The organism is Rhodopirellula sp. P2, from assembly GCF_028768465.1.
Taxonomy (GTDB): Bacteria; Planctomycetota; Planctomycetia; order Pirellulales; family Pirellulaceae; genus Rhodopirellula.
Map to the genome: position 1 here is coordinate 5,280,266 of NZ_CP118225.1, position 20,982 is coordinate 5,301,247.

The following is a 20,982-nucleotide window of genomic DNA, read 5'->3' on the forward strand; positions in this document are numbered from 1 at the left end:
CCTATGGTGCTGCAAGGTTTCGCAGTCGTCAATCTGCTTTTTTTCCTGGTCTGTCTATTTGCTTTCATGCAGCGCAAGACAAACTGGCTGGCGATCATGCTTGTTGGAAGCTCCGCACTCACCGGAATTGTGTCGTTCGCGGGCACCGTGTGGATGCCGCAAAAAATTGTTGCGTTGTTTTGTTTCCTGTACGTCTTCTATGATCCCGGCATCTTGAAGCGGTGCGGAGGTGAAGTGCTGCAGCGATGCAATCTAGTCGGATTTTGTATCGCAATCTCGCTTGCTTCGGCCTATGTCCTGGCACCGAGCAGCGGTACTGGATCGAGCGGTCTGCAAAGTTCTTTCCTGAGGCCGATTGTGCAGTGCTACGCCTACGTGAGCGCCATTGGCGTTTTCGCGTTCATTGTCGGGTACGCGACTGATCGCGACCGTGCGACGAGTTTGATGGCTGTCTTTTTCTGGACGGTATCCGCTGCAGTAGCCGTGGCTTGGATACACTTTGTGTTTTTAAAGTTGGGACGTCCCTTTCTGCCGATTCCTCGATTCGGTGGAGGGGAAAGTGCAATGGCTGCCTTTGGTGAGTCTGGAACAATTGTCAAGCGTGTCTACGGGTTTTCTGGTGAACCCAAGCACTTGGCAACGTTAATTTTGCCCGGTATCTTTTTGCAGCTTTTCTACTACCTTGTTCCGGGTGATCGGTATATTTCTCGCAACATTGCACTGTACGCGCTACTGTTTACCTTTCCAGTACTTGTGTTGACCTATTCGACGAGTGCTTTTGCATCTCTGGCCGTTGGCTTGTTCATCATCGGAACATTGAGCGTCTTCGTTCGGCCCGAAATCACGAGCCGCCTTCTCGCAATTTCATTGGTCGGCGCGGTGGTTCTGATCTTGGCTGTTTTGTTCAGCGAAAGTGCAATGGAGTCGATGGCGACACGTGTCCAAACACGTTCCATCCAAAGAATCACAAATCAGTACGACCAACGGCTCGAATACAAAGCCTTGGAGTACATTGTGCAAGAATGTCCAGAGGGATCGCTTTTCGGCTTAGGGCCGGGGATGGCCACGTACCATGGCATTGGTACGGTATCCCGTCGCTCCGGCGTGCAGGCGATGACCTCGACGTGGATCACAATGATTGTTGACATTGGGGTGTTTGGGACAATCGCGTTCTTCGCCCTTTTGGTTGATCCGATGAAGAAGGGGCTTTCCATGCTTCGGTCGCCCTACTACTCGGCCGCCATGGCGGGCGCTTTTGGGGGTTTCATCGGTGCTGGAGTTGCCGGGATTGCGACGGGAAGTCTCTACTTGGTGATGATGTTCGCGGCGATCATCACCTGTTTGCACCGCGCCCATTTGTGTTCGACATTGGGGAGACGTCATGCATCGATCTAACTGCCTGTTACTGAGAATCTGGTCGTGATACGAGTAGTCCACACTATCGCTGGGACTCGGCAAACCCACGGTGGGACGTCGCGGAGTGTTCCATCGTTGTGCAATGCCTTGGCAAAAACTAAGGCTGAAGTGCATCTTATTTGCGGGGTCCCAGTGGACGCGAATGAGCCATGCAATTTGCCTGATCAGTCTGTGCAACTTCACGCAGTTCCGGAGTCACAGCTTTTTGGACGAAAACTGCTCGGCTTCGGATTCTCCCGGTGTTTGGATCGAATCCACACTACCAGCAAGACGCACGGCAACGTTGTAATTCATGACCATGGTCTGTGGCTTTCCACCAATCATGCGGTCGCGAAACAAGCGTCGGATCAATCGATTGCACGCATCGTGTCACCAAGAGGCATGCTGTCAGAATGGTCTCTGAACCGAAGACGATTTCCAAAGTCTGTGATGTGGCGTCTGTACCAACACCGCGATCTAAGCTCGGCAACTGGCTTTCATGCAACCTGCGCCGCGGAGGCAAATGCAATTCGTGCCTTGGGGTTCCAACAACCGATAGCTGTCATTTCAAACGGAGTGACCTTTTCCGAGGATAGGCTAACGCGAAAACCGAAGCCCATAAAGCAGCTTCTCTTCCTTTCGCGAATCCACCCTGTGAAAGGGTTGGTACCGCTGATCAAAGCGTTTCAACGTGCAACTATTCCTGATGATTGGAGCCTCTTGATCGCGGGTCCGGATGAGGGCGGTCATCGAGCGGAAGTGACACGTTTGATCGCTAAATTGGATTTGCAAAACCGTGTCACTTTTGAAGGCCCAGTCGACGATCAAAAAAAGTGGCTATTGATGCAGAGTTCCGACCTCTTTGTGCTTCCTTCGTTCACGGAGAATTTTGGGATCTGTGTTGCGGAAGCGATGGCAGCGGGCCTCCCGGTCATCACAACCACTGGGACCCCATGGCAGTTGTTGGCTGACCAAAGAATGGGTTGGTGGGTCGATCCGGAACCGCAGGCAATTGCAAAAGCACTGGGAGAAGCTTGCAATCTGAGTGACTCCGAAAGAAACGCAATGGGTCAGTTTGCTTCCAAGTTCGCCCGTGACCAATTTGGCTGGGAAGCTATCGCCGAGCAGATGGCGACTTTCTATCGCTGGATACTGGGGGACCGTACGACAACGCCTGACTTCATTTTAAATTGAGTCCAAGGTATCCTGTCGAAAAAACCATGAACGCGAAGAGCTAGCTGCAACTGGCTATGAATCCATTCATATCCCACCCCGATTTAAAGTCAGGGAGACCGGTTGTGGTTATACTTTCGCTAGAAGGAAGTTTACATATTGTAGATTGCTCCCATGATCCAAAAAAACAAACTGTCGAGACGGAACATTGGGTGAACAGTCAGAATACGGATTCAGTGATTCCAGTGCGAGCCATACTTCCGGGTACCTTTGGGAGCCAATCATCACGCGGCTTTCTCATTTCCTCCCGGTCAAGGATTCCACTGCTCGAGTTTTGGACATTGGCTGCGGGAATGGAGCCTTCACGAAAAGATTAACGCAACTGGGCTACCAAAAGGTCGGCGTTGCCCCCTCGGAATCAGGCATTGCCAAGGCGAAGGAAACCTCGCCCGAAATCGACTTCCATCTAGCCTCTGCGTATGACGACTTGCAACGCAAATTTGGCTCATCTGACGCAGTGGTTAGCCTCGCAGTGGTTGAGCACGTCTATTCACCGCGCACCTACTTCCAAGACGGTTTTTGGATCCCTTGCTCCTGGTGGTGTCGCGTTTATCTCAACACCTTTTCACGGCTACTGGAAAAACCTTTTAATCGCTGTAACAGGAAAATCCGACCAGCATTTCTTACCTCTCTGGGATCACGGGCACATTAAATTTTGGTCCGTTGCGACACTCACAAGTCTTTTGAGTAAAACTGGCTTTGAGTCGATCGATTTCGTTTTTGCCGGTCGCCGATACCCACTTTCCAAAAGCATGATCGCTATCGCCCGGAAGCCTGGTGCTTGACCGATTCTTTGAGGAACTATGAATCTCGACGACATCACCCCATTGATTCTTACGTATAATGAGCAGGCGAACCTACGTGGCACGCTAGCCGGTCTAGTGTGGGCGAAGGAAATTCGAGTCGTCGACAGTGGCAGCACGGATGACACCCTCCAAATTGCTAGCGAATTCCCATCGGTTGTTGTGACTCATCGAGATTTCGATCATTTTGCCGACCAGTGCAATCACGGGCTTTCTCAAGTCAAGACTCGATGGGTACTCTCACTCGACGCGGACTATCGGTGTGACGAGGCATTCCGGCGTGAGATCGAGACCCTCGACGAAACGTTTTCCGGTTTTCAAGCAAGGTTTCGCTACGCAGTCTATGGGTTTCCACTTCGGGCCGCGCTATACCCACCACGAATCGTTTTGTATCAACCCGCATTGGCTTGCTATGAGCGAGATGGGCACGCCCATCGAGTGCACATCAAAGGTGTAGTTGGAAAAATGGCAACGCCGATCATTCACGATGACCAGAAACCATTGTCGCATTGGTTCGCATCGCAGATAAAGTATGCAAATTTGGAAGTTCAGAAACTCAACAGCGTCAACCCAAGCAAATTGGGCTGGAAGGATCGTTTGCGACAATGGACTGTTTTTGCACCTGTATTGACGCTCTTCTACTGCTTGTTTGCCAAACGATTAATATTGGATGGTTGGCGAGGTGTTTTCTATTCGTTTCAACGTGCGTTTGCCGAGATGGTTTTGTCGTTAATTTTGATCGACCAAAGGTTGCGGAAATGAGATGTTCGCGATTGAAGTTCGGCTTAGTCTTGACGAAGAGGTTGTCGGATTAGTGAAGTTCCCGCCAACAAGTGAATGACGAGTCGCCATATCGGCAGCGAAACTATTTGGTTGCGACGTAGTGACGCAATACTGCGATCGTCGCTTGGCGGGTAACTCAGACGACTGGCCTAAGGCCTAGTAGAGAAGAATCGGTGTTCGACGTGACAAATGACCTCCTCCTAAAGTAATAATTTTCTATGAACATCATCGGTATCAACGCTTACCATGGCGACGCTTCGGCGTCGCTTGTTATTGATGGGCAACTTGTCGCGGCGGTGGAAGAAGAACGATTCAATCGCATCAAACATTGGGCGGGGTTTCCGTCACAATCAATTCAGTATTGCTTGGATGTTGCCGGACTGCAGATCAAGGACGTTGATCATGTGGCGGTCTCGTTCAATCCGCGGGCCAATTTAGGCCAACGACTGAGATTTGTTGCGTCACATCGGCCCAGTGCTCGTGCGATCCTGGATCGATTGAAGCGTCAGGGCAAGACACTTGGATTGGAAGACCAATTGGCTCAGGGATTGGGAGTAAAACGAGATTCAATCCGAGCGAGGTTCCACCGCATTGAACACCACCAAGCGCACGTCGCTGCCGGATTCTTGCTGTCGCCATATGAAGAAGCCGCCATCTTGTCTGTGGATGGTATGGGCGACTTCACCAGCACAATGACCGCTTATGCCCAGGGCACGACATGGGATGAGTTTGACCGTGTCTATTTCCCGAGCTCGATTGGATTCCTGTACAGCACGATCACGATGTACTTGGGGTTTCCGTATTACGGTGATGAATACAAGGTCATGGGATTGGCACCCTATGGTACACCCGAATTCGTCGATGAGATCCGTGAGATGATCCATCCCAAGGGGGATACCTTTGAGCTGAATCTAGATTACTTCGTTCATCATAAAACGGGAGTGAAAATGAAATGGAACGATGGCGCACCGATCGTCGAGCCGTTCCACAGTCCCAAGCTGATCGAACTGCTTGGCCCGATGAGGGCCAAGGAAGAGGAGATGACGCCCAGGCATGACAACATCGCCAAGAGCCTGCAGGTCGTGACCGAAGAAATCATCTTGCACATGCTCAATCGGCTTCACGACAAGACAAAGTCGGACAATCTCTGCATGACCGGTGGTGTCGCGATGAATTCCGTCGCCAATGGAAAGATCACACGCGAGACACCGTTCAAGAACGTTTACATTCCGGCTGGTGCCGCCGATAATGGAACCTCCTTCGGCGCGGCGTTCTATGTGTGGAACAACGTGCTCGGCAAATCACGCAGCTTCGTTCAGGACCACGCATATTGGGGATGCGAGAGTAGTGACGACGAGTGCGCCGCTGCGATACGAGAAGCTGGACTGCCGTTCGAGCAATTTGAAACCGATCCCTTGGTCGATGCCACAACTGACTTGATGCTCGATGGCAAGGTCGTAGGCTGGTTCCAAGGACGCATGGAGTTTGGTGCTCGAGCTCTAGGAAATCGGTCCTTGATCGCAGACCCGCGCCGAACGGATATGCGCGACATCATCAATTTGCGAATCAAGTTTCGCGAGAAGTTCCGTCCATTCGCCCCTAGCATCCTGGAGGAGCATGTGGGCGAGTGGTTTGAGATTGCTGAATCGACCCCGTATATGGAGAAGGTTTTCCCGATCCGCAAAGAGAAGCACGACCTGATCCCTGCAGTGACTCACGTGGATGGAAGCGGTCGCCTGCAATCGGTCTCGAAGGCGACCAACCCGCTGTATCACGCTCTGATTACACGATTCTTCGAGAAGACTGGCGTGCCGATCGTGCTGAACACTTCTCTGAACGAGAACGAACCAGTTGTGAGAACTCCCGCCGAAGCCATTTCGTGCTTCCTGCGGACGGACATGGACGCGCTCGTCCTCGGGAATTGCGTGATCGATCGACACAGAAAAGACTTTCCTGAAGAATTTCAAAAGCGTCGCGAGACAGCGAAGTGAAAATCTCAGTCATCACCGCGGTTTACAACCGCTGCGAGACGATTGGCGATGCACTCGAGTCGGTTGCTTCCCAACGGAACGTGGACCTGGAAACCATCGTCGTCGACGGGGACTCAAGCGATGGCACCTCCGCCGTCATTTCGCAGCTTGGCGAGCAAGTGTCGAAGTCGATTCGGGAACCCGACACCGGGATCTACAACGCCTTGAACAAGGGCCTGCGTGCCGCCACCGGGGATGTCATTGGATTTCTGCACGCGGATGACTGGTTCGCTGACGAAAATGTCCTGGCCGATGTCGCTTCGGTGCTGGCTGATTCCAAGTTCGATGGCGTTTATGCCGATTTGGACTACGTCGATGCGAACGATCGCGACCGTGTCCATCGCCGTTGGGTTTCAGGTGTCTACGACGTCCGGAAATTTCGCCGGGGATGGATGCCTCCGCATCCGACCGTGTACTTCCGCCGTGAGCTCTACGATCGTTTTGGTTTGTTCAATGAAGAACTTCGCACGGCGGCGGACTATGAACTGCTGGTCCGGATGATGGTTCGTCACGGCGCGAACATGGCGTATTTGCCGCGTGTGACCGTGAAAATGAGAGTCGGTGGTGCCAGCAATGCCAGCCTGACCAATCGCCTGAACGCCAATCGGGACGATCGCCAAGCCTGGCTGATCAATGACTTGAAACCGCCGATTGGATTGCGGTTCACGAAGCCGCTTCGGAAGCTGCCTCAGTTCTTGCGGCGGTGAGCAGTGTCTTGCTTGGCCCTCACCCTAAGCAGTTCGGCAGGAGTCTTTCAGCATTTTGAATGTTTTGGGTAGCGTCGTTGCTCCCACGTACAACCGGGGCTAACGCCCAAACGGCTCACATGGTTTTGCCCGATCATTCCTGCCGACCTGCTTAGCGGTGCGTCAAAGCTTCAATTTCGGGTAGCGAAACTCGCCAAGAGTTTCGGCAGGCCCTGGGAATCACCGAAAGTCTTGGCGACTTCCGCTACGGCATCTGATCCCCATTCTTGATCGCGACGCACCACTAGCGGCTTGTTGATTGAATGAGCCGCACTGGGTTAACGTACGCTTCATCTCCGGTAACCGTAGGCTAGCGTTGGGCTGATCGTTCGATCTGCGAAACGTTTTGAATCAACGCGCTGCTAGCCCTCTTTCATCAGGGCAACGATTGAATGACTGGTGTGACTCGGTAATTGCAGTGGCCTCGTGTTTCGGGACACTGGACTGAGATGTTGGGCAACCACCGCGGAGCGGCGACAGATCGTTCTGAACTCGTTGTCAACTGTCGTCACTCCGCGACTTGGGTGTGCGTTGGTCACGGCCGGACCTTGGGTTGAAACCCAAGGCTGACCCAATGCCGTCGCTCCGCGACTGTTCGGACAGGATGTTGGCCAACCAACGCGGAGCGGTGACAGAGTGTTCCGAACTCGTTGTCAACTGTCGTCGCTCCGCGACTTGGGTGTGCGTTGGTCACGGCCGGACCTTGGGTTGAAACCCAAGGCTGGACCAATGTCGTCGCTCCGCGACTGTTCGGACAGGCTGTTGGGCAACCACCGCGGAGCGGCGACAGAGGGGTTCCAAATCGTGGCCAACTGCGATCGCTGGGGGACACCTGTTCTCCGAACCGAGCCAATTGGATTGTTTCGACTGTTTCTTCCAGGCCGTTTGGGCAGGCAACTCGTTGGCACGTTGGGCTGGCGATTCGACGGGCCACGCGGAACAGTTGGGGACAACTGTTCTACTCTGCTGGAAGCCGATGCCACTTTTTCTTGACGGTTGCTCGGGCTGAATCGGAAACACCGCTTTTGACGGTTCCGGGGGGCATTCCGGAAGTGCCGGATGCCCGTTGCCAAGCCTCTGGAATTGCATTTCCCGATTCGGATTTCCTAGCCCAACGGCGGCTGGCTCCGTACACTTGACTGCATCTTCAGCAGATTCTCTCCGCTTTGCCGTACCATCCCCGCTCCTCTGCTTTTCATCACGGACTTCGGATGACCCCGAACTCGAATTCAACTGACCCATCGGCCGGAAAACGCGGCCCGAATTCCTTCGCGTCGTATCCCTCGCAAAACGCGGGAACGATGGGATTGGCGGCAACCGGATCCTACCCCGCCATGAATGAAGGCTGGGGCAGCGGCGGAGCTGCCGAACCCGCCGACGCCGGTGATTTGATAGGTGCGATCTGGCGTTATCGCTGGGCCGCCTTGGTCCCGACCATCCTGGGTGCGGTGATTGGTTTCTTGGTGTTCGTCAAAACACCGGAAACGTTCCAATCGGGCACACTGCTGATGTTTGAATCAGATCGGCCTGCCGTCATCGACACGATGACCGGCGATGTGATCGGCGGTGTTCCTTCGATCGATATCCTGCGATCGCAGTTGTTCAGTGACAAAGTCACCGAATACGCATTCCTGGATGAAAACATGGGTGTCTTTCGGGAGTCGCTAGGAGGAAATCCATCGAATTTGGCGGGCCTAGCGTTCGACTCACTTAAGTTCGAAACGGACATCGAAGACGCTCGCTCCGCATCTGCACTGGTGGCTTCGCTGACCTTCGACCACAACAACCCCGAACTGTGTGAGGCTGCTGTCAAATCGTACAGCGCTGCATTGCAGCAACTGTTCGCGGAAAAGCACAAAAGTTCACGCGGCGAACTGATCCGTTTGATCGAGTTTGCCACAGGCCAATTGCAACCCAAACTCGCGGAAATGGAAAATCGTTACCGTGAATTCCGAACGAGGGTGCCGCTCGTCTGGAATGAAAATGGCGAGGCCATCAACCCTCACCGCGAACGCCAACTCTATTTGACCGGACGACGCAGTGAGCTCTTTGAAACGCTAAGGTCGGAATCAATCGAACTGTCAGCGGTCGAAAGCATTGCGGAAGAAGCCAAGGACCCGTTGGTCCGACTTTCGATCATCGGGCAACTGCTCGGCAAAACATTTGAATTGCCCAATCAAAACCAAGTCAGCCAAAACATGCGAGATGGCGATGCACAACTCGCGCAAATTGAATTGGACCAGCAACTCGTTCCTTTGATGATTGAACGCAACAAATTTGCAGCGGAGTTTGGTGAACAGCACCCCACGGTCAAAGCGCTCGACGCGGAACTGACCATGATGAAGAGTGAACTGAAGCGTTTGGTCAAGGAACAATCCAATCGCATCGTGGAACTGATGGAGCAGAACAAAGTCGAAGGGGTCGACCCAGCGAAACGTGCGGAGGAGGCCGTCAATGTGATTTTGATTGCCACCAAAGCCGAGGTCGAACTCCTGAAACAACAGATCGCGGAGATCGAGTCGCAAATCGAGGGCGAACGTGTCGAGGCGACCAAGCTGGCTCAGTACGAACAAGAGAACACGGCGATGTTGCGTGAGATTGATCGCAATCGCGAATTGATCAACCAACTCGAGGAACAAATGGCTCGGGTTGAGTTGACCGAAGAGGAAGGTGGGATCCGAGTGTCTGAGCTACGTGCCCCCAGCAACGCGTTCCGGATCGGGCCCAATCTTCTCAAAACATTGGGCATCGGCACCTTTCTCGGTTTGGCCCTCGGGTGTGGACTGGCGTTGCTGCTGGAGAAAAATGCCAACACCTTCCGCGATCCGGAAGAAATTGTCGCCGCGGTCGGGGCTCCAATCTTGACTCACGTTCCGTTCTTTAAAGGGCGGGTGCGGCGTAGCAAAGGAGAGGCGAGCAATCCGTTTGAACAACTGGATGCTCACCTGGCGGTGGTGCATGCTCCATCCTCGGTGGCGTCCGAATCCATTCGGTCCTGCCGGACCTCGGTGCTGTTTGAAATGGCTGGCATCCAAGGCGGCAAAATCATCCAGGTCACCAGCCCACTTCCCGGTGACGGGAAGTCCACCATTGCCGGCAACTTGGCCTGCAGCATTGCTCAGTCGGGCAAACGAACGTTGATCATCGACTGCGACCTTCGCCGGCCGCAAGTCACGGACAACTTCGTGATGGCGGATCAACTTGGGCTGGTCGATGTGCTCAACGGAAAATGTGAACACGTGGACGCGGCTCATGACACGCCCCTGAGCACCTTGAAAATGATGCCCTCGGGCCCGATTCCAGCGAACCCAGCGGAAGCGTTGACGTTGCCTGAGATGAGTGAGTTGTTGGACGTCCTTCGGGAAGAGTACGACTACATCATTCTGGACACGCCGCCGCTGCTGGTGGTGACGGACCCCAGCATCACGGCCAGCATGACCGACGGCGTCGTGATGGCACTCAAGGTGCGGCGGAAGAGCAAGCCCAACGCGAGAGAAGCCGCTTCGATCCTGGCCAACGTGGGTGCCAAGTTGCTGGGCGTGGTGATCAACGCGTCCGATGAAGCGAGCAATAACGATGGCTACAAGGGCTACGGTTATTACCGCTACGGCCGACACACCAGCCGGTACTACCGCAAGACCGCCGACAACGGTGCCAAGGCCGGTACCCGGCGGACCCCCGTGGTGGTTTCCGGTCGAGGGACCGCGCCGCGAAGTGCGCGTCCGATCGCCGTGCCACCGACGGCCAATCCGCCGATCGAGCAAGAACGCTCCTCCGACGTGTAGCCGGATTCGCCAAGAATTCGGACACGTGGGCGGATCATCACAACCCGAATGCGTCAGCGAGGGACTCCCAGAACAACGTGTCGGACTCCCTCACGTTCCCGGATTCGCCAAGAATTCGGACGCATCCCTGTAGCCGGATTCGCCCAGAATTCGGACACGACAAGGAATTCAGCCACAGAGGTCACCGAGGGCACAGAGGTCTGATGCTCAGGACCTTACGTAGCACGGCCCCGCTCTCTGACTGAAATCTGCTCGATCCAATGGTTGGCCAAAGGCTTTCTCCAACGCAGCCCAGGGCAACGCCCTAGGAACACGGTGGACAATGGATTGCTTTGGGCGACGACCGAATTCAACTCTTCCTGTTGGGTTGAACTGGGCAGTTGAATTGAACCGGGCGGTTAGCCATCCAAACGGTCAACATCAAACTCCACCCTGCTCTCTGTGAACTCGGTGTCCTCGGTGGCAGTCAAACGCCCACTGAACCAAGCCAAGTTCCCCGTCACCGGATTCGCCAAGAATTCGGACGCGACATGAAGGTCAGCCACAGAGGTCACCGAGGGCACAGAGGTCTGATGCTCAGGACCTTACGTAGCACGGCCCCGCTCTCTGACTGAAATCTGCTCGATCCAATGGTTGGCCAAAGGCTTTCTCCAACGCAGCCCAGGGCAACGCCCTAGGAACACGGTGGACAATGGATTGCTTTGGGCGACGACCGAATTCAACTCTTCCTGTTGGGTTGAACTGGGCAGTTGAATTGAACCGGGCGGTTGGCCATCCAAACGGTCAACGTCAAGCCCCACCCTGCTCTCTGTGAACTCGGTGCCCTCGGTGGCAGTCAAACGCCCACTGAACCAAGCCAAGTTCCCCGTCGCCGGATTCGCCGAGAATTCGGACGCGTGGGCGGATCATCACAACCCGAATGCGTCAGCGAGGGACTCCCATCACAACGCGTCGGACTCCCTCACGTCCCCGGATTCGCCGAGGATTCGGACGTGGACCGGCTGGACCTCTGAATTCTGGCGAATCCAGCTACGGTCTAGATTCTGGCGAATCCAGCTACGATCGGGAGTGGAGCCGTTTGGGCATTCAATCCGGTTGCGCGTGGGAACCGTGGCTAACGCCAAACGGCTCACATACTGATGACGCTTGCATGCCGGCCCACGAAGCCAGACAAGGTTCCCCGTCGCCGAATTCGCCAAGGGTTCGGACGCGTGGGCGAATTATCACAACCCGAATGCGTCAGCGAGGGACTCCCAGAACAACGCATCGGACTCCCTCACGTCGCCGGATTCGCCGAGGGTTCGGGCGTGGAGCAGCGGACCTCTGAATTCTGGCGAATCCAGCTACGGTCTTGAATCTGGCGAATCCAGCTACGATCGGGAGTGGAGCCGAATGGGCATTCAAACCGGTTGCGCGTGGGAACCGTGGCTAACGCCATACGGCTCACATACCGATGACGCTTGCTTCGCCTGACGATGAAGCCAGATGAGGTACCCCGTCGCCCGATTCGCGAAGGGTTCGGACGCGTGGGCGAATCATCACAACCCGGTGTGTAGCCCTCCCCTCGCTTCGCTCGACCCTCCCAGGGGGAGGGTGAATTTGTAATATGGGAACCGTGGCTAACGCCATACGGCTCACATACTGAAGACGCTTGCTTCGCCTGCCTACGAAGCCAGACGAGGTTCCCCGTCGCCGGATTCGCCGAGGGTTCGGACGTGGAGCAGGGGGAACTCTGAATTCTGGCGAATCCAGCTACGGTCTGAAATCGGGCGAATCCGGCGATTGCTTGGTCCCTCGCTGACGCGTTCGGGTTGGGATTCGATACTCAGCCGTCGCGTTCGTCTGAATTCTGGCGAATCCAGCTACGGACCTGTTGCAATTTCTAGCGTTCTGCCAGGAGGCACCTTATCATGGGGCCCCACCCCCCCGACCACCAAAACGTTGCCATGACTGAAGACTCTCCCACCATCGCTCCCATGCGGACGAAGGCGACTCCTTCGCCGAGCCCGGTTCGAACCCCCGTCCTGCAATCCGTCTGGACCTGGTTCTGGGTGGCCTTGCTGGCCGCTGGCCTTCCCATGCTGGCGGTCTATTTCTCACGAATGTGGCGTCTGGATCACTACCAGTACTTTCCATTTGCGATTGGCGCGGTGGCGTGGCTCGCTTGGACTCGTAGCGACCGCTACTTCTACGCTCCCGCTCGGTTGACCTCGCTGGTCTTGGTTTTCATTGGCGTCGTGGCAATGCTCGGCAGTTGGAGCGTTCGCTCACCCTGGATGATGTCGATCGCGTTCGTTTGTTTTTCGGCCGCGTGCCTGGCGGTCATGCGGGGCCCGAAAGACAAGAGTTTGCTCGTGCTGGCTTTGCCGTTGTTTCTGTTGATCCGATTGCCATTAGGATTTGATCAACTACTCGTGATTGAGCTGCAGCGTCTCACGACGATGATGTCGAGCTTGCTGCTGGATGTTCTGTCGATCCCCCACGCAGTGACTCACAATGTGATCGAACTGCCCAATCGAGAACTCTTTGTCGCCGAGGCCTGCAGTGGGATCCAATCCGTGTTCACGATGGCATTTTTGAGCACCCTGATTGTCGCGATCAATCGCCGCAAGTTGTGGCTGGCCCCTTTTTATATGGTGATCGCTCTGATCTTGGCCGCCGGAGGAAATGTCCTGCGAGTGTCCATGGTCGCGGTGGCGGACCAGTGGATGTCACTCGATCTGGCATCGGGGTGGGCGCACGACATTCTCGGCTACACGACCCTGGCGATCTCAGCGTTCTTTCTGTGGTCGTTCGATGGCTTGGTCATGACAACCATGCATGTGACTGGAACGACATCCGACGAACATCCTGACAACCCGGTTTTGCACCTTTGGAATTGGTTTGTGGATGATGGACAGAATGTGGATGCCGTGGGTGAGTATTACCGGAGCAACCAACCTATCAAAAATCCCAAGGAGCTTGGACTTCAACTGCAACTAGCCCGATGGATGGGAAAACTGCAAGCCAAACCCATCGCCATCGCAATGGCGGTATTGGGGGTTGTATTGGTTGCGGTGAGTTCGTCTTCCGCGATGAGAGTCAGTACCGTTGGCGTCGAAGAGGGAGCCCAAGGCATGTTCGTCGAGGGACTCATTTTTGAGCCACCAATCGAATTCATTTCGTCGGGCAACAACGGCTTCGAGCTGAGCCAACATCAACAAGCTCGCAATGGTGACAATCCGATTCTGGGACCCAATGCCGATGCGTGGCAGTTTGCATCTGACATCAACGGCGTGCAAATTCGTGGTCAGTTCGTACTCAGCCAAACTTACAGCGAATGGCATGAGCTTTGTCTCTGCTACCAAATTCAAAACTGGAAGTTGCTTAATCGAGTGGTGCAAGAAACTAATAGCTTTTCGCTTGCGAAAAAGAACAACGAGCCCCCACCCCTCGCCTACGCACTTTTTGGCAATGATTCTGATCAACGTGGCCACTTGTGGTATTCGGCAATTAAACCGTCAGGAGCAATTACTCACCCCCCCGAACTACCTGGTCGCCTAAGTGGAAGACTCTCTCTTGCTACTGAAGGATTGGATGAGGTGATCGAGCCCATGATGATGCTGCAGCTTTGGGTGGTCGCACCTGAGAAGCTTGACGCATCAACGATCAACCGGATTGATGAGATGTTTGATGGTCTGCGTCAGAAGATCGCGATGGCGGTCCGGGCTGCCAACCGCGGGAATGCAGAAACAGTGACTGAAACTGTCGCCACGGAGGTGTCCCCATGATCCGTTACTTCAATCCGCTGCAGTGGTTCAAATGGTTTGGGCAATGGCTGGTCGCTTGGTTCTTGTCGATTCCGTGGAAGCGAGCATCCACCGCGCTTCCGGCTTTGATTCTGACGGTTGCTTTGGCAATCCTGTTGTTTGTTTCCACCGGAGAAAGCGTTTCCTGGCGGAACCAATTGATTCGGGATCAGTTGGCAACGGCCTTCGAAACGGACGACTACACCACCGCTGAGTTGTTGATTCGGCGGCAGATCGAAGAGGGTGACCAATCCGCCGAAACACTGTTTCGCTTGGCCGTCGCGCGGCATCAACAGGACGAGACGGACGAGGCTTACGCACTGATGCGAGGGCTGGTGGGGCAACAGCGTGATCCGCGGGCGGCACGGTGGTTGTTGCAAGAACTCTATGACCAGAAAAAGTGGACGGATCTGGAGGATGCTGAACAACGCGAGTTCGGACAATTGCTTCGGTTCCTCAGCGAAGAAACCCCCGATGACCTGGGCATCAAACAAGCCTACGCGGACTACTTGGTTCGCACCAATCGACAGAACCAAGCGATCCCCTACCTGGTCCAGCTGGCGTCGGTGCAACCCATGCGTGGTTTGCAAGCGGCCATGATTTCTCGCCAGGCCGGCGAAGACGATGCCGCGACCCGCTACGCGGAAACCACGCTCGAAAAGGTGCAACAACTCTTTGCCGAGGAACCCGCCAGCCCGCAATTGGCAATGGCGAATGTCCAAGCGTTGCTGTTCCTGGAAAAGCACGCCGATGCCGTTCGGCTGCTCAATGAATCCATCGGACGGATGAAGACCAAGGAGCACCAGGCGGGGCTGCAACAAGCCATGGGGGAGACCATTGTGGTCTGGATCAACAAGATCGAAGCCGAACCCAACGAAACGGTCGCCGAACGGTTGCGAGTCCTGAAGATGCTGCAGGTGGCACTGCAGTACGCTCCCAACAACCCACGTGTGTTGAGTTTGGTCGCCGACCAAGTGCTCAAGACGCTGGAGTCCGACGACAAAGAACTTTCCAAAGTGCGTTCCGCCCTGGTCAAGGGATCCTCGCCTGGGATCGCGAACTTCATTCGAGGCACGGCGGCACTTCTCAAGGGCGATCCGGATCGGGCCACGCTGCATCTGAAACTGGCGGCTGAGCATCTGCCTCACAGTTCAGCGATCTTGAATAACTTGGCCGTTGCGATGGCCCAGAAAGAAGAGGGTGATTTGGAACTGGCTCTGCAGATCAGCGAGAAGGCGATTGAAAGTGTCTCCCAACCGAATCCCTTCTTCTACGAGACTCGCGGGCAGATCCTGACGAAGCTTGGCAAGCACTTGGAAGCCATCCCTGACCTGGAACGGGCGCTCGCGGAAGAGTCCCTGGCCAACGCGGCTCACGAGTCTCTCGCGGTTTGCTTTGAGGCCTTGGGCGAAGAGGAGTTGGCGGAAGAACACCGAGCCGCGATCACGGACGAGTGAACGTCGCCGGATTCGCCAGAATTCGGACGCTCAGGCCAAACATCACAACCCGAATGCGCCAGCGAGAGACTCCTAGAACAACGCGTCGGTCTCCCTCACGTCGCCGGATTCGCCAGAATTCGGAAGCTCGGACCAATCATCACAACCCGAACGCGTCAGCGAGGGGCTCCCTGAACGACGCGTCGGTCTCCCTCACGTCCCCGGATTCGCCGAGGGTTCGGACGCGTGGGCGGATCATCACAACCCGAATGCGTCAGCGAGGGACTCCTAGAACAACGCGTCGGTCTCCCTCACGTCCCCGGATTCGCCGAGGGTTCGGGCGTGGAGCAGCGGACCTCTGAAATCTGGCGAAGCCAGCTACGATCGGGAGTGGAGCCGAATGGGCATTCAAACCGGTTGCGTGTGGGAACCGTGGCTAACGCCAAACGGCTCACATACGGAAGACGCTTGCTTCGCCTGCTCACGAAGCCAGACAAGGGTTTCCGTCGCCGGATTCTCCAAGAATTCGGACGCTCGGGCCAATCATCACAACCCGAATGCGTCAGCGAGGGACTCCCAGAACAACACGTCGGTTTCCCTCACGTAACCGGATTCGCCGAGGGTTCGGACGCGGAGCAGGGGGACGTCTGAATTCTGGCGAATCCAGCTACGATCTGAAATCGGGCGAATCCAGCTACGATCGGGAGTGGAGCCGAATGGGCATTCAAACCGGTTGCGCGTGGGAACCGTGGCTAACGCCATACGGCTCACATACTGAAGACGCTTGCTTCGCCTGACGATGAAGCCAGACGAGGTTTGCCGTCGCCGGATTCGCCAGAATTCGGACGCTCGGGCGAATCATCACAACCCGAACGCGTCAGCGAGGGACTCCTAGAACAACGCGTCGGTCTCCCTCACGTCGCCGGATTCGCCGAGGGTTCGGACGCGAGGGCGAATCATCACAACCCGAATGCGTCAGCGAGGGACTCTCAGCACAACACGTCGGTCTCCCTCACGTAGCCGGATTCGCCAAGGGTTCGGACGCGGACTAACTCGAAGATCTGAATTCTGGCGAATCCAGCTACAGCATGGTCCCTCGCTGACGCGTTCGGGTTGTGATTGGATGACCGGCTACCGTGCGCGTCTGAATTCTTGGCGAATTCAGCTACACGCGACCACGTAGCCGGATTCGCCAGAATTCGGACGCGTGGGCAGGGGGACGTCTGAATTCTGGCGAATCCAGCTACGATCTGAATTCTGGCGAATCCAGCTACAGCAGGATCCCTCGCTGACGCGTTCGGGTTGTGATTCGACGATCGGCTACCGTGCGCGTCTGAATTCTTGGCGAATTCAGCTACACGCGACCACGTAGCCGGATTCGCCGAGGGTTCGGACGCGGAGCAGGGGGACGTCTGAATTCTGGCGAATCCAGCTACAGCATGGTCCCTCGCTCACGCGTTCGGGTTGGGATTGGATGACCGGCTATCGCGCGCGTCTGAATTCTTGGCGAAATCAGCTACGGTTTAGAAAAAAAGGCGACCGAGAGAATGACTCTCGGTCGCCTTTTTTCGTTTTCAGTTTGGAACGGGCGATCGCTCAGATCATTGAGTGTTGCCAGTCGTTCCGGCTGCACTGGTGGTTGGCAACTTCGGAGCGGCCATTTGCTCCAGCCGTTCTCGGTTGATCTTGGTGGCCACAACACCTGGTGAGGTGGCGGGTTCGATCGTGGTCACGAAGACCTGCGGTTGGGACTGGCCGTCCAACACGTAGCTCGTGACGGCTTCCCGAACCGCTTTCAGGCGGGATTCGGTTTCAGCTTGCGTGCCACCACGCAGGACGTGGATCTCGCGGCGACCTTCGGGAGCCTGCGTCGCGATCCAGCGAACGCGATTTTGACCGGCCGCCAACAAGGCTCCGTCACCACCCCGGAACAACTCGTGCCCGATGGTGTTGTGCATCCGCCAGCCATTGCGTTTCATGGCTTCGAAAGGCATCACGACCTGCAGCGCGTCGACTTCGTTGAACGGGTCGGGCCAAGCCACGTTGCGGTGATAACCGACGTGCATTTGGTGGACCAGCGAACCCCAGTCCGCGGAAGCCGTTGGAGTGCGAATGCCGCCCAATGCCATCGCGGCGAGGATTGCGGCGAAGAGCAACGTGCGTTGTGTTGGGAACGTGGTCGCCATGGTCGGGCAAGTCCTTTTGCAGGGCCGAATGTAAATGAGTCGCAGTGCGTTGGATCCCAAACGCGAAATGCGAAACGGGAGCCTTGATACTTTGTCTCATTCGGCGTTTTCCCGCTCATGCTTTGGACCGACGGGAGGCAGGGCCCCCGGTTTGCCTGGCCGACAAAGTCGTTGCAAGCGTCAGGGTTGCGAGCAACCTTGTTCGCTGAAGTGGATGTCCGAATTCTGGCGAATTATTCGCTGTAGCTGGATTCGCCAGAATTCAGATGTGTCCCTCGCTGACCAGGCTTGTTGATTGAATCAGCCGGAACGCGATCGCGTCCGGTTCGTCTCCGGTAACCGTGGGCTCGCGCCCGATGCCATCTACTTTCGAACCAACCGAGGAGATTTTGTTAGCGGAACGGCGCAAGCCGTCCGGTAAATCGTGGGTGTTTTCCGGCGCGTCACCGGACGGCTCGCGCCGTTCCGCTACAAAGTGGATGGCATTGGGCTCGCGCCCATCGGCTGATCGCTCAATCTGCGGAACGCACTCAATCAACAGCCTGTGACGCGTGGGGTTGGGATGTTGTTGGGAGTCCGAATTCTGGCGAATCCGGCTACGGGTGGACGAGAGTGCAATCCGAATTTTGGCGAATCCGGCTGCGTCACGCAGCGTGCTCAGGATTCTTTCGCGGCAGTCTCGACGACCATTTTGTGAATGGCCTCGATGGCTTGCGTGTCACTGCCATGCAGCACCTTCATGGCATCCACGCCACCGGTGATCTCAAAGGCTTGCTCAACCTCTTCCGGCGTCAGCCAGCCGCGGTAGCCGTAGTAACGAATCTCGGCGAGCTTTCGCAGCGGCGTCATGGAACTGTCCCCCAAGACTTGGGCAACACGTTTGCGAGCCACTTCGGGGCTGAGCGTGGGCAGGTCCGACAACGTCAATCGCTCGTCCACCACCGCCCACAGCGATTTCAGTTGCTCGTCGACGTAAGCGGATGGCGAGCCTCGACCAACACGAGTCATGCGTTCGACTTCGGTGTTGTCCATCGGCCCTGAGCTGACCAGGGTCTTTCCGGTCCGAGCATCCAGGACTTTCAAGCGACTGATGTTGCTGACCGCACCAACTCGGTTTTCTTTCAAGCCGATGTCGAAATGGAACAGCAGGTCCAGGCCAAGTTCATGAGCGGTTTTGATCGTTTCACGGGAATTGCCTTCGCCGACGAACAAGACACTGGGAATCCACATCGACTTTGCCGCTTGGTCGACCGAGTCCCCGTTGACCGTGTGCCCTTGGGTGGCCGATTCAGGTTCCACATCGGTCAAGGCGTGCCCAAATTTGCCCTCGGTGATTCGCTTGGACAGTCCCGATTTCACCGTTTCAGCGACCAGGCCCAGGAGCGTCTCCAGACGGGAATCGACTTCTTTGTCCGTCATCTCGGCTTTGGGAACCGCCATTCCGGCGGCACGGTTTCGTCCGCCTCTTCCTGGCATGCCCATGCCCGGGCCTCCCATGCCCGGGCCGCCCATGCCAGACATGCCCATGTCACCGTCGTACATTCCCATGTCGTCCATGGGCATTTCACCACTCATTCCCATCCCGTTGGGTCCTCCCGGGCCGCCCGGGCCCATCATGCCGGGCCCCATCATGCCCGGTTCCATGCCGCTGCCCATCGCCATTTCCATCATTCCGGAATCCATCCCCATGTCATCAGGGCTCATCCCACCGCGGCCCATGCCGCCGGAGGATCCTGATCCGGTGATCGGCGAAGGGTTGGCGGTGGAGGAATCGCCGTGAACGGCCAGGCTGGTTCCAATCCGGAGATGCCAAAGCGGTTTCCGGAAGTGCTTGCTGAATTTGATTTGATCCATTTGTCGCTCGGCCGCGTCACTGCCTCGGGCGATGAAACCGTGGAACAACTGCAGTGCCAACGGCAGGTTGCCGTAGCGATAAGCCACGTGAGCTTCATTCCGGAGCACCGGGCCCAGGGCGACAGGGGTTTTGGGAGCCGTCGCGGAAGCAAAGATCTGCTGCACCCGTTCGGTCAGCGGTGACCAATCAGGGTTGAATAACTCCAGCATCACCAACGGCGATGGCTGCAAGTTTGCTCCCCGCCCGGAATTGGATTGGCCCCCGTAACCGGAACCTCCGTAGGGATCGTCCATGCCGTAGCCGGACCCCATTTCCATTTCCATCTCATAACTGTCCATGCCGTCGTAGCCTGGTTCCATTCCTCCCGAAGAAACATCATCTCCTCGGGCCTGGGCTTCCATCGCCGCCTGCTCAGCCGCCGCCATCGCCGCCTGTTGGCCTTGCGCGAGCGCAACGGACGGAAACATGGTCACGCCAGCGGTCAAACAAAACGCTGTTAGAAAGAGCGTCCATCCGGCCAAGGGGAAAGAAAAACGCGGCGACAGATCAGCAGACTTCGTCAGCATTGGATGAATCGAGCGGAAGGGGAGCGAGGCAGACATGCGATCAAGCGTCAAACCGAGAAATTCGGATTCGAGCGTCATCGGGATCGCGGCGGAATCCGTCAAAAATACTGGGAAAAGGCTACTCGGAGCCAAACGGTGGTGGTCTATAATAAGCGACGACGACGGAGGTCGGGGAACGGATTTTTGAAAAGCCCTCAAACAGTCGCGTCGAAATTCGTCTGAATTCGATGCGAACCGGGCTCTATCAGGGAACTTTCTCCCCACCCACACCGTCCATGTTGAAACGTCGGTCCATTCTTTCCGTCCCGCCTTGTGAGAAATCGTCACGATGCCGCGTGTTTCCCTGACGAGCCTTCGAAGCCGCTCCAAGAGAGAT

Annotated in this window: 11 protein-coding genes; 9 read left to right on the forward strand and 2 right to left on the reverse strand. The window is 56.0% G+C overall.

Going from position 1 to position 20,982, the window contains the following annotated elements; genetic code table 11:
- The first annotated feature begins 3 nt into the window (after positions 1–3).
- The 9 genes from PSR62_RS18690 to PSR62_RS18725 all read left to right on the forward strand — a co-directional run bounded on the left by PSR62_RS18690 (position 4) and on the right by PSR62_RS18725 (position 16,020).
- Positions 4–1,395, forward strand: a complete 1,392-nt coding sequence (locus PSR62_RS18690) for an O-antigen ligase family protein (protein WP_274404524.1) — start codon at positions 4–6, stop codon at positions 1,393–1,395.
- Between the two features lie 24 nt (positions 1,396–1,419).
- Positions 1,420–2,589, forward strand: coding sequence for a glycosyltransferase (locus PSR62_RS18695; RefSeq protein WP_274404525.1), 1,170 nt, complete (start codon positions 1,420–1,422; stop codon positions 2,587–2,589).
- Positions 2,590–2,776: 187 nt separating this feature from the next.
- Entirely contained in the window at positions 2,777–3,280 is a 504-nt protein-coding gene (locus PSR62_RS25805) for a class I SAM-dependent methyltransferase (protein WP_443217294.1), read from the forward strand.
- A gap of 151 nt (positions 3,281–3,431) precedes the next feature.
- Positions 3,432–4,193 (forward strand): glycosyltransferase family 2 protein, encoded by a 762-nt coding sequence (locus tag PSR62_RS18700; protein ID WP_274404526.1) that lies wholly within the window; start codon positions 3,432–3,434, stop codon positions 4,191–4,193.
- A gap of 239 nt (positions 4,194–4,432) precedes the next feature.
- Entirely contained in the window at positions 4,433–6,205 is a 1,773-nt protein-coding gene (locus tag PSR62_RS18705) for a carbamoyltransferase family protein (RefSeq protein WP_274404527.1), read from the forward strand.
- Positions 6,202–6,951 (forward strand): glycosyltransferase family 2 protein, encoded by a 750-nt coding sequence (locus tag PSR62_RS18710; protein WP_274404528.1) that lies wholly within the window; start codon positions 6,202–6,204, stop codon positions 6,949–6,951. Before PSR62_RS18705 ends, PSR62_RS18710 begins: the two co-directional genes overlap by 4 nt.
- 1,250 nt (positions 6,952–8,201) lie before the next feature.
- Complete coding sequence (locus PSR62_RS18715; protein WP_274404529.1) at positions 8,202–10,775, forward strand: polysaccharide biosynthesis tyrosine autokinase; 2,574 nt, start codon at positions 8,202–8,204, stop codon at positions 10,773–10,775.
- A 1,946-nt stretch (positions 10,776–12,721) separates the two neighbouring features.
- Positions 12,722–14,545: an exosortase U gene (gene xrtU / locus PSR62_RS18720; protein WP_274404530.1), complete on the forward strand. Its 1,824-nt coding sequence runs from the start codon at positions 12,722–12,724 to the stop codon at positions 14,543–14,545.
- Positions 14,542–16,020: a tetratricopeptide repeat protein gene (locus tag PSR62_RS18725; RefSeq protein WP_274404531.1), complete on the forward strand. Its 1,479-nt coding sequence runs from the start codon at positions 14,542–14,544 to the stop codon at positions 16,018–16,020. The genes xrtU and PSR62_RS18725 overlap by 4 nt, the downstream gene beginning before the upstream one ends.
- A gap of 1,580 nt (positions 16,021–17,600) precedes the next feature.
- Here the strand turns inward: PSR62_RS18725 and PSR62_RS18730 are convergent.
- Both PSR62_RS18730 and PSR62_RS18735 read right to left on the reverse strand, forming a co-directional pair.
- Positions 17,601–18,185 (reverse strand): hypothetical protein, encoded by a 585-nt coding sequence (locus PSR62_RS18730; RefSeq protein WP_274404532.1) that lies wholly within the window; start codon positions 18,183–18,185, stop codon positions 17,601–17,603.
- A gap of 657 nt (positions 18,186–18,842) precedes the next feature.
- Positions 18,843–20,606, reverse strand: coding sequence for a hypothetical protein (locus PSR62_RS18735; RefSeq protein ID WP_443217445.1), 1,764 nt, complete (start codon positions 20,604–20,606; stop codon positions 18,843–18,845).
- Positions 20,607–20,982 lie beyond the last annotated feature (376 nt).